This window comes from Oribacterium sinus (assembly GCF_014202695.1).
Classification (GTDB): domain Bacteria; phylum Bacillota; class Clostridia; order Lachnospirales; family Lachnospiraceae; genus Oribacterium; species Oribacterium sinus.
Map to the genome: position 1 here is coordinate 1 of NZ_JACHHH010000022.1, position 1,884 is coordinate 1,884.

Here is a 1,884-nt window from a genome sequence, read left to right on the forward strand (position 1 = left end):
TGGGGCGGTTCAAACCCTCTGGGCTTATTAGCTCCGTCGGTAAGTAAGCCATGGCACATTCAGCCCTAACGCTAGTCAAGGGCGAAGCCGACGGAGTCGGTGCTCCGCACCCTTGACTGCGTGGGCTATGTGCCTTTTATGGCTTACCGACGGGCTTAATTAGCTCCAGAGGTCGTGCTGTCGGCACGAGCCGACTAGAGGGGTTTTAGGGGGGAGAATCCCCCTCTAAGAAGATATAAGAGGGAACGACTAAGTGAAAATCTTGTAGAACCGCATAAAATCTAGCTTTTTTGATGTTTTTAAAGACAGACCTATGTAAAGCAGTGCTTTACATTAATGTAAACCAGCTTGCTTTACATACCCTTTACACGTTGTAAATCATTTTCTTGACAAGTTGTAAAATAAAATTTACAATGTGTAATAATTTTAGACAGAGATGAAAGGAGTTTTGATGTCAACGTTAACAGTTTCAGAAAAGCCTAATTTATTGAGCAATAATAGCTTATCTTTTGATGAAAGGGCATTGCAGTTAAAGTCTAAAGAAAAAGCCGAAATGGACGCAATTAAGCGTGAAAAACAAAGTCCTTTTAGCCGTTGGACACAGTTCAATAATGAGCACACAAAAGAACTAATGATGCTTGCTATTAAACATCCAAAGGCTCACGCTATACTTTATTTTCTTGTGGACCAAATGGATAACTATAACGCTTGTATTTGTTCTACCGCTGTTATGCAAGAAGTCTTAGGAGTAAGTCGTCAAACCATTTCAAAAAATATCAAGGTTCTTAAAGACCTCGGCTTTTTAGTTACCTTGAAAAGCGGAAATGCAAATGTCTACACGATTAACGACAAAGTTTACTGGAAATCTTGGGGTAACAATAGACAGTACAGCAAATTTCCTGCCAATGTTGTATTAGCCATGTCCGAGCAAGACGAAGACTATAAAATTAACTTTGCAGATTTAAAAGCAGAAAAGATTAAAACTGTCTCCTTGAAGGAAAAAGAATCCTGAAAAACAAGAGCAACACTTTAAATACCCTTAAAACGCAAAAAACAGCCCTCAGAAGCCCTTTAATGTGTTTGTGCAAGAAAAAGTACCCTAAAGCACAAAAACGCATTCTAGGGCTTTTTTCGTCCTGGTATTTATCCGGAGAAAACCAAAATCCAATTGAGGCAGGAATAGGACGGCTACGCGTCCGCCGAAATTGCTGCGGGCAAAGCCCACAGCCTGATTTTTTCCAGTGGCTACAAAATGGCTTTTAGAAAAAAGTCGTGGCTACAAAAATGCAAAAATGCCTTATAAATCCACTGCACAAGCGGACTTCTCGATGGCTACAAAAGGCAAAAACGGATCGCCCTGCTTGTGTACATACTCATAACTGCTAAGTATTCTGCAGAATACTTAGCCTATTATGTGTATGTGCATGAAAGTATCGTCAAATAAATCCTAGAGCGGTTTTTCTACCGTGCATTTTTGGGGTAGTATATTTGCAAAAAATGCACGCCTACCGTTGTTTAAAAAAAAACGGTAGCAAGTAATGACTACAATGTAGTCCACTTGTAAAGTTTCGCACTTTAATTGCAAAGGTTTTCACCTTAAACCGATAACGAAAAAGACCACTCTCACATAATTTTTTTGAAAATTTTTTTGAAAAAAATTCAAAAAAATCATCAAAAAAATATTCAAAAAATCTACGATAATCGAGTTTGAAAAAACAAAAAATTATGCCTTACTTTGTTGGAAAGTTATATAAATTCTTCCCCCAACTGGCTTTCGCCACCGCCCCATTGGGGCGGTTCAAACCCTCTGGGCTTATTAGCTCCGTCGGTAAGTAAGCCATGGCACATTCAGCCCTAACGCTAGTCAAGGGCGAAGCCGACGGA

General features: G+C 39.5%; 1 protein-coding gene. It reads left to right on the plus strand.

The window, feature by feature from the left end; all coding sequences use genetic code 11:
- The first annotated feature begins 451 nt into the window (after positions 1–451).
- Positions 452–1,012 carry a replication/maintenance protein RepL gene (locus tag HNQ46_RS11940; protein ID WP_183684879.1) on the plus strand — a complete coding sequence of 187 codons (561 nt, stop codon included), beginning with the start codon at positions 452–454 and terminating at the stop codon, positions 1,010–1,012.
- Positions 1,013–1,884 lie beyond the last annotated feature (872 nt).

Excerpts from the sequence above, each read along its gene's own strand:
- HNQ46_RS11940 (WP_183684879.1), top strand. The coding sequence starts at position 452 with ATGTCAACGTTAACAGTTTCAGAAAAGCCTAATTTATTGAGCAATAAT.